Annotated in this window: 8 protein-coding genes; 4 read left to right on the forward strand and 4 right to left on the reverse strand. The window is 55.2% G+C overall.

The genetic code is table 11. From position 1 onward, the window contains the following. Positions 1–2: 2 nt before the first annotated feature. Genes trmH through gmk form a run of 4 tightly spaced genes read right to left on the reverse strand, consistent with a single transcriptional unit; the run spans position 3 to position 3,784 of the window. The gene (gene trmH / locus DD606_RS07900) at positions 3–692 is read right to left on the reverse strand and encodes a tRNA (guanosine(18)-2'-O)-methyltransferase TrmH (protein WP_003860922.1); all 690 of its coding nucleotides are present in this window, start codon (positions 690–692) and stop codon (positions 3–5) included. Between the two features lie 4 nt (positions 693–696). Further along, positions 697–2,811: a bifunctional GTP diphosphokinase/guanosine-3',5'-bis pyrophosphate 3'-pyrophosphohydrolase gene (spoT, locus tag DD606_RS07905; protein ID WP_003860921.1), complete on the reverse strand. Its 2,115-nt coding sequence runs from the start codon at positions 2,809–2,811 to the stop codon at positions 697–699. A gap of 19 nt (positions 2,812–2,830) precedes the next feature. Beyond that, positions 2,831–3,106, reverse strand: coding sequence for a DNA-directed RNA polymerase subunit omega (gene rpoZ, locus DD606_RS07910; protein ID WP_000135058.1), 276 nt, complete (start codon positions 3,104–3,106; stop codon positions 2,831–2,833). Positions 3,107–3,160: 54 nt separating this feature from the next. Next, positions 3,161–3,784: a guanylate kinase gene (gene gmk, locus DD606_RS07915; protein ID WP_006177710.1), complete on the reverse strand. Its 624-nt coding sequence runs from the start codon at positions 3,782–3,784 to the stop codon at positions 3,161–3,163. Between the two features lie 250 nt (positions 3,785–4,034). Here gmk and ligB point away from each other — a divergent pair, with 250 nt between their 5' ends. From ligB to DD606_RS07940, 4 genes are all read left to right on the forward strand, one after another. Continuing rightward, entirely contained in the window at positions 4,035–5,705 is a 1,671-nt protein-coding gene (gene ligB / locus DD606_RS07925; protein WP_059294077.1) for an NAD-dependent DNA ligase LigB, read from the forward strand. A 708-nt stretch (positions 5,706–6,413) separates the two neighbouring features. After that, positions 6,414–6,710, forward strand: coding sequence for a hypothetical protein (locus DD606_RS07930; RefSeq protein WP_022650140.1), 297 nt, complete (start codon positions 6,414–6,416; stop codon positions 6,708–6,710). A 115-nt stretch (positions 6,711–6,825) separates the two neighbouring features. Next, on the forward strand, positions 6,826–7,470 hold the full coding sequence (locus tag DD606_RS07935) for a YjbF family lipoprotein (RefSeq protein WP_032608191.1): 645 nt from the start codon (positions 6,826–6,828) through the stop codon (positions 7,468–7,470). Next, the coding region (locus DD606_RS07940; protein ID WP_255573093.1) for a capsule biosynthesis GfcC D2 domain-containing protein at positions 7,467–7,826 on the forward strand (360 nt) is incomplete at its 3' end. The genes DD606_RS07935 and DD606_RS07940, both read left to right, overlap by 4 nt.

The raw sequence follows: 7,826 nt of genomic DNA on the forward strand, positions 1-7,826 counted from the left end.
ATTTATCCCGCGTACTGCATGGTGGACCACCACTCGGCATCGGCTTCAATTTCGCCCTGCGCGTTGACGTGGGGGTAAGGCAATTTCTTCTGCTTCGCAACGCGAGCCAGCACCGGATAGCCACCTTCAAACAGCAGGCGCTGCTGCTCCTCTTCCGGCAGCATGCTGTTGCTGCGCTCGTACATTCCGGCATTCTGACGCTGGCGCTGCGCTTCATACAGGATCAGCGCTGAGGCGACCGACACGTTGAGTGACTGGACCATGCCAATCATCGGAATGATGATGTCCCGATCGGCCAAATCCAGTGCTTCCTGCGTGATCCCCGTTTTCTCCTGGCCCATTAAAATACAGGTCGGACGGGTGTAGTCGATCTCACGGAAATCCACGGCTTTAGCAGAGAGGTTGGTTGCCAGAACCTGCATGCCACGCCCTTTCAGGTGCGAGACCGCTTCACCAATAGTCTGGTGAGTTTTCACGGATACCCAGCTGTTGCTGCCTGCGGCGGTGGAGGCCATGGTACGCATACGTGCGCCTGGCCAGACGGCGTGGACTTCATGCACGCCGACGGCATCTGCGGTGCGGACGATAGCAGAGACGTTATGAGGTTTATGGACCTGCTCCATGCAGACCGTCAGATCAGGCTGACGCCTGGCGAGCATTTCGCAGATTCGCTCGTAACGTTTTGAATTCATAATGCTAGTTTCGGTTACGGGTGACTTTAATGACATCCGGCATCACGCGGATCTTGCGCATAATATTTGCCAGATGCACGCGGTCACGGGCGGTCAGGCGAATAAAGGCGCTGTAAACGCGGCCATCTTTTTCTTCCGTATTCAGGCTTTGAATGTTGGACGAGGCCGTGTTAATCGCTGCCGTCAGGTTCGCCAGTGCACCCTGGTGGTTGAACATATCCACCTTGATTTCAGTGATAAATTCCTGCGCCGTCTCTTTATCCCACTCGACCGCCATGAACTTCTCAGGCTCTTTCTGATAGCCACGGATGTTACGGCAGGATTCGTGGTGGATCACCAGCCCTTTACCCGGGCTGACGTGCGCAATAATCGGGTCGCCTGGGATAGGACGGCAGCATTTGGCGAAGGTGATGAGCACACCGTCAGCGCCTTTGATCGGCAGGTGACCATGATTTTGCGTGGTGGCAGGAACGGCTGTCGTTTCACCTTGTTGCAGGTTCTTCGCCACGACCACGCTCATGGCGTTGCCGAGACCAATCTCTGCCAGCAGGTCATCCAGCGAGGCGAGCTTCATACGCTCCAGCTCATGCTGAATGTTTTCTGGCGGGATCTCTGCCAGTTTGCGGCTGCCACCCAGCGCGTGATTGAGCAGACGACGCCCCAGGCTAACGGAGTCGTCGCGCTTAAGGTTTTTCAGCAGCTGGCGGATTTTTGCGCGCGCTTTTGAGCTCACGACAAAGTTCAGCCAGGCGGCGTTAGGACGTGCCCCCGGCGCGGTAATGATCTCCACCGTCTGTCCGCTGAAGAGCGGCTGCGACAGCGGATAAGGCTGCCTGTCGACGCGGGCACCTACGCAGGCATGGCCGATATCGGTATGCACGGCGTAAGCGAAGTCGACCGGTGTCGCGCCCGCAGGCAGTTCGACAATGCGCCCTTCCGGCGTGAAAACGTAAATCTCATCCGGGAAGAGATCGGATTTAACGCTCTCGATAAATTCAAACGAGCTACCTGCGCTCTGTTGCAGCTCCAGCAGGCTCTGCATCCAGCGCTGGGCGCGGATTTGCGCGGTGGTGCTGCTTTCACCACCGTGCTCTTTATAGGCCCAGTGTGCCGCGACACCCATTTCCGCCATCTGATCCATGTCTTCGGTACGAATTTGCACCTCAACCGGAACGCCGTGCGGGCCAATCATCGAGGTGTGCAAAGACTGGTATCCGTTCGCTTTTGGAATGGCGATGTAATCTTTGACGCGCCCCGGGCGTGGCTTGTACAGGCTATGCATCTGCCCCAGCACGCGGTAGCAGGTGTCCGAGTCGTGGACGATCACGCGGAATGCGTAGATATCCATGATCGAGTGAAAACGCTGCTCTTTGAGCACCATTTTGCAGTAGATAGAGTACAAATGCTTTTCGCGACCGCTCACGCGGCACGGAATGCCCGCTTCCTGCAAACGCCCTTCGATTTCAGAGAGGATCTTTTGAATCATCTCTTTACGGTTACCGCGAGCGGCTTTCACCACCTCTTTAATCACGCGATAGCGGTTCGGGTACAACGCCTCAAAACCCAGCTCTTCCAGCTCGGTTTTAATGTGATGAATACCTAAACGGTGCGCCAGCGGACTGTAGATTTCGAGGGTTTCACGGGCGATGCGGCGACGTTTATCCGGGCGAAGTGAGCCCAGCGTGCGCATATTGTGGGTGCGGTCAGCGAGTTTGATGAGGATGACGCGGATATCCTGCACCATCGCCATGATCATCTTGCGAAAGTTTTCGGCCTGCGCCTCTTTCTTGTCGCGGAATTTCAGCTTATCAAGCTTAGAGACCCCTTCCACCAGCTCGGCAACGCTTTTGCCAAACAGCTGTTCCATGTCCTGGTAGGTGGCAGGGGTATCTTCAATCACGTCATGCAGCAGGGCGGCCATCAGCGTTTCGTAGTCGAGTTTCATCTCGGCCAGAATACAGGCCACCGCTACCGGGTGCGTGATATAGGGTTCACCGCTTGAACGTGTCTGGCCCTCGTGAGCGTCACGTGCAACGAGATACGCCTGCTGAAGACGCTTAATCTGGTCTTCAGGCAGGTAGGTTTGAATCAGTTGATTCAGGCTTTCAAACAGATACAAGGGCGACCCGCAGGTTTAATTAACGACGACCTTCAGCAATAGCGGTAACAGCTTGTAATTCAGCGGCTTCCTGCTCTTGCTGCTCCTGGCGCTCACGCACGTCGAGGATCTGGTTGTTGATCAGACCTTCTTCGATTTCGCGAAGTGCAATAACGGTGGTTTTATCGTTTTCTTCCGGTACCAGCGGATCTTTACCGCCTACCTGCATCTGACGAGCGCGACGCGCGGCGACCAGCACCAGGTCAAAACGGTTACCAATTTTCTCTACAGCGTCCTGAACAGTTACGCGTGCCATACTTAAAATGCTCCACAGGTGAAGAAATGACTGGGCATGATACTGAAAGTGGGTTCAGTCTGCCAACAGTTTGGTGATTAATGCGTCATGTCGCTGCTTCTGGCGGCTCATACGCAGGCGTTCTGCGCGAAGGATAGTTTTGAGATCGCTCAGCGCGGCATCAAAATCATCATTCACAATAAGGTAATCATATTCCGCGTAATGGCTCATTTCTGCAACAGCCTGCGCCATACGCTTCGCGATAACTTCTTCGCTGTCCTGGCCGCGACCACGCAGGCGGCGATCCAGTTCATCTTTCGATGGCGGTAAAATAAAGATACTGCGCGAATCAGGCATTTTCTTACGAATTTGCTGCGCGCCCTGCCAGTCGATATCCAGGAACACGTTCACGCCGGTCGCCAGAACCTGCTCAATGGTTTCACGCGAAGTACCGTAGTAGTTACCGAATACTTCTGCGTGTTCAAGAAACGCGTCTCTGCCAATCATCGCTCTGAATTCGTCGTGATTTACAAAGAAATAGTGTTCACCGTGCACTTCACCCGGACGCGGTGCTCGCGTGGTGTGAGAAACAGAAACCTGCGTATCGTACAACGGTTGGGTTTTTAACAGTGCCTGAATAAGGCTGGATTTACCCGCGCCACTAGGGGCAGAAACAATATAAAGCGTGCCTTGAGCCATGAGAGTCTTTTGTATGTGTTAACGAAGAAGTCCTACATACGGGCTTATTATACACGTCGCCGCTGTGTGACGTAGTCTTTGTCACACTTTTTCCCCCGGATGATTAAATTTTGCGTGCCGTTTTCAGCTTTTACCTTCCTTTTGCTGCAACAAAAACAATGCGCTGAAGCGCGCTCGTAAAAGGCATTTTTGCAGCTGGTCTGCGGCTCCCGGGCAGGGTATACCCTTCGCAAAACAGGGAGGGGTAATAATGGTGAAATGGATAAGCATACTGATGATCTTCTTAAGCAGCGGGGCGATGGCTATCTGCCCGGTCTGGTCACCGGCTAAAGCCGGGCAGGAGATCGCGGCCCTGAAGGCGCAGCTGACCCGCTGGAATGAAGATTACTGGAAGCAGGGCAGCAGCGAGGTGAGCGACGACGTTTACGACAGGCTTAACGCCCGCTTAAAACAGTGGCAGCGCTGTTTTCACGATGAGCCGCTGCATGACGATCCTCCTGCCGCCAGCGGGACGGTGAAGCATCCCTTCGCCCATACCGGCGTGCATAAGGTAGAAAGCAAGCAGGCGCTTAGCCGCTGGATGGCGACGCAGCAGGATCTCTGGGTACAGCCAAAGGTGGATGGTGTTGCGGTCACCCTGGTCTACAAAAACGGCAAGCTGGCGCAGGCGATCAGCCGGGGCGACGGCTTACAGGGGGAAGAGTGGACGGCACAGGCGCGAATGATCCCCGCTATTCCGCAAACACTGGCCGGGCCGCTTGCCAACAGCGTGTTGCAGGGGGAACTTTTTCTGCTGCGCGAGGGGCATATCCAGCAGCGGATGGGGGGGATGAACGCGCGTGCGAAGGTAGCGGGGGCGATGATGCGCGCGAACGATCGCGCAGCGCTGAAGCAGACAGGCATTTTTATCTGGGCCTGGCCGAACGGCCCAAAAGTGATGAAAGCACGCCTTTCCGCGCTGGCGGAGGCTGGTTTTACCCTGACGGCGCGCTATACCCTGCCGGTTAAAAACGCGGCTGACGTGGAAGCGCAGCGGACGGCCTGGTTTAAGGCTTCGTTGCCCTTCGCCACGGATGGCATCGTGGTCCGCGCCTCGGCAGAGCCGCCGGGCGAGGAGTGGCTGCCGGGGGAAGGAAGTTGGGTCGTCGCATGGAAATACCTTCCTGTGGCCCAGGTGACGGAAGTCAAAGCGATTCACTTTACCGTTGGCCGTACCGGGCGGATCACCGCGATTGCGCAGCTTGAGCCGCTGATGCTCGACGATAAACGCGTACAGCGCGTCAGCTTAGGGTCAGTTAACCGCTGGCAGAGGCTGGATATTGCCCCCGGCGATCAGGTGCTGGTAAGCCTGGCGGGACAAGGTATTCCCCGGCTGGATAACGTGGTGTGGCGCAATGTGGATCGCCGTAAACCACAGCCGCCCTCATCGCGCTATAACGGCTTAACCTGTTTCTATGCCTCCCCGGAGTGCATGGAGCAATTTTTTGCCCGGCTGACGTGGCTAAGTTCCAGGCAGGCGTTAGATATCGAAGGTATGGGCGAATCAGGATGGCGGACCCTCTATCAGGCGCATCGGTTTGAGCACCTCTTCTCCTGGCTACAGCTCACGCAGGCGCAGCTCACCGCGACGCCGGGGATATCGGCATCGCATGGCGCTGCGCTGTGGCATCAGTTTAACCTGGCGCGGGAGCGTCCTTTTATCCGCTGGATCACCGCGATGGGAATACCGCTGGCCCGGTCGACGCTCAAGGCGGCAGGGGATCGCACCTGGCAGGCGCTGATTCAGCGAAGCGAAGCGGAGTGGCAGATGCTACCGGGTGTCGGGCAGGAGAAAGCCCGCCAGATCGTAAACTGGCTGCATCAGCCTCAGATTGATGCCCTGGCAAAGTGGCTGGCCGCAGAGCACATCGGTGGATTTTAATCTGCGTGCGCTCCTGAACAGACTGGCGAGGGAGGAAAACATTTTCGCTGCCGTGAAATAGCGTATTTATGAGACGCGGTTTATATACGCAGTAATTATGAATATAAATGAATTATTCATGATAAATATATTTTGAGGAAATATTATTCCCGATCCTGATTTCAGGGTTTACTCTGCTTGTGTTTTTATTTTTCTCGAGAGGTTGGTTTAATTGATCTCAATCATTATTAATCGAGAACACTAGCCGGTAATGAAGGCGTCATAGGTGATGTAGTCTGTGTGCTTGACGTGGTTTTGCTTTTAATTTCAGTTGGTTAAATGTTTAATTAATAATATATTGAGTTTTTTCTGGTTAACAATTGGTCATATTTATTCTGCCGGAAATCATTGCGTCAAATTATTATAAGAATTATCTTATCCAAAATTTTTAAGGTAGTTACCGCTGGGGTGCATTTTGCATCACTTCTGCGTTTTCCTTTCTTTTTGCACCCCGTGAGGGAGTTAACTATCTGAACTCCAATTGAAGCAATTAAGGGTACCGAAATATATCCTGGCGGTTTATATGCGCTGGTGTTCAGAGCCCAGGGCTTTTACATGGATGATTTTCCGTCCCTGTCGGGCCGGAATTCAGCCCCGGGCTTTATGCCCGTTAACCGGGACCTGGTTTCCAGGTGCTCATATTTTCCTTCATTTGAATGAGGACCAAAAATGAAAAGGACGCTTTGTACAGTGCTGACGGCACTCACGCTGGCGACTGCCTTGCCTGCTATAGGCGCTACCACCGAAGCAGGTAGCACCAGCGCAGCAACAACCGGAACAACAACCGGAGCAACTGTGGGAACTACCGCTGGCACTACGGGGGGACTGGCGGCAGGGGCGATTGGGACAACCGCTGTTGTCACCACCGCTGCGATTGCCGGCGTAGCGACGTTAGCCGTTGTCGCGGCAAGCGACAGTGGCGATGACTCAAGCAATGGTACTTCCACGACGACAGTTACCCGCTAAGGCTGGTGCGCAAGGCGATATAACCTTGCGCTGAACAGCGCAACGACTTGACCCGGCGTCGATATCAAAGCCGGGTATTTAATTGATTTCAATGTTATTTAATCAAGGATTTCTGGTGAGACTGTTTATTCTGCTCATCATGACTCTGCTGATCCAGGGGTGTACGCCGAGCCAGCAGAGCATTATTGAGACCTTTAACGCCAGTCTGGACGGGCGCCAGGATGTGACGGTAACGGACGGGCAGATTCAGGCGCTCCCATACTCAACCATGTACCTGCGACTGGATAATGGCCCGAGGATCCTGGTGGTTCTCGGATACATCGAACAGGGAAACAGTAAATGGTTATCGCAGGATAATGCGATGATCGTCACGCATAACGGTCGCCTTATCCACACGCTCAAGCTTCCTTATAACCTGCTTGAGGTAACCAATCTTGAGCACGATCCGCTGCGCCACACGCCGCAGCTCCGCGACGGCAGCCAGTGGTCGCGTGATGTGCGCTGGCAGGAAAAGGGGCGGTATCGCTCCGCACACCTGACCTCGCGCTTCTCCCTGAGCGGGACGGAAAACCTGACCCTTGCCGGAAACACGCTACGTTGTCAGGTCTGGCAGGAGGCGGTGCAGGCCGACGGCCTCGATCGTCGCTGGCATAACACCTTCTGGATTGATTCCGCTACCGGCCAGGTACGCCAGAGCAAACAGATGCTCGGCGCGGGCGTATTCCCTGTCGCCATGACGATGTTGAAGCCCGCCCCATGAACAGACTCAGAAAATGGTTACCTGGCGTAGGGCTATCTCTCTTCAGCCTGTCCGCCTTATGCGCAAGTGTCGTTACCGTGCATCAGCCGGGCAAAACGTGGTCTGCTGAACCGGCTGATACGCTCTCCCGGCTGGTCACCCAGCCGCAGCTGAACAACGTCTGGTGGCAGGGGGCTGTCATCGCAACCCCTTCCGCCACGCTGCGCGCGCAACAGACGCAACAGCAGGTGCTGGCGTCGCTTTCAGCCTGGCAGAATCGCGCCGATGACGAGCGGATCGCGACCATTCGCGCTGTCGCTGCACAGATCCGCTCCCTGCGGATCGTCGGGCGGCAGTTTGTCAGCCTCGACCCAGAT

It is taken from the genome of Enterobacter cloacae complex sp. GF14B (genome assembly GCF_004136805.1).
Taxonomy (GTDB): Bacteria; Pseudomonadota; Gammaproteobacteria; order Enterobacterales; family Enterobacteriaceae; genus Enterobacter; species Enterobacter hormaechei_C.

Excerpts from the sequence above, each read along its gene's own strand:
- DD606_RS07930 (WP_022650140.1), top strand. The coding sequence starts at position 6,414 with ATGAAAAGGACGCTTTGTACAGTGCTGACGGCACTCACGCTGGCGACT.
- trmH (WP_003860922.1), bottom strand. The coding sequence starts at position 692 with ATGAATTCAAAACGTTACGAGCGAATCTGCGAAATGCTCGCCAGGCGT.
- gmk (WP_006177710.1), bottom strand. The coding sequence starts at position 3,784 with ATGGCTCAAGGCACGCTTTATATTGTTTCTGCCCCTAGTGGCGCGGGT.
- ligB (WP_059294077.1), top strand. The coding sequence starts at position 4,035 with ATGGTGAAATGGATAAGCATACTGATGATCTTCTTAAGCAGCGGGGCG.
- rpoZ (WP_000135058.1), bottom strand. The coding sequence starts at position 3,106 with ATGGCACGCGTAACTGTTCAGGACGCTGTAGAGAAAATTGGTAACCGT.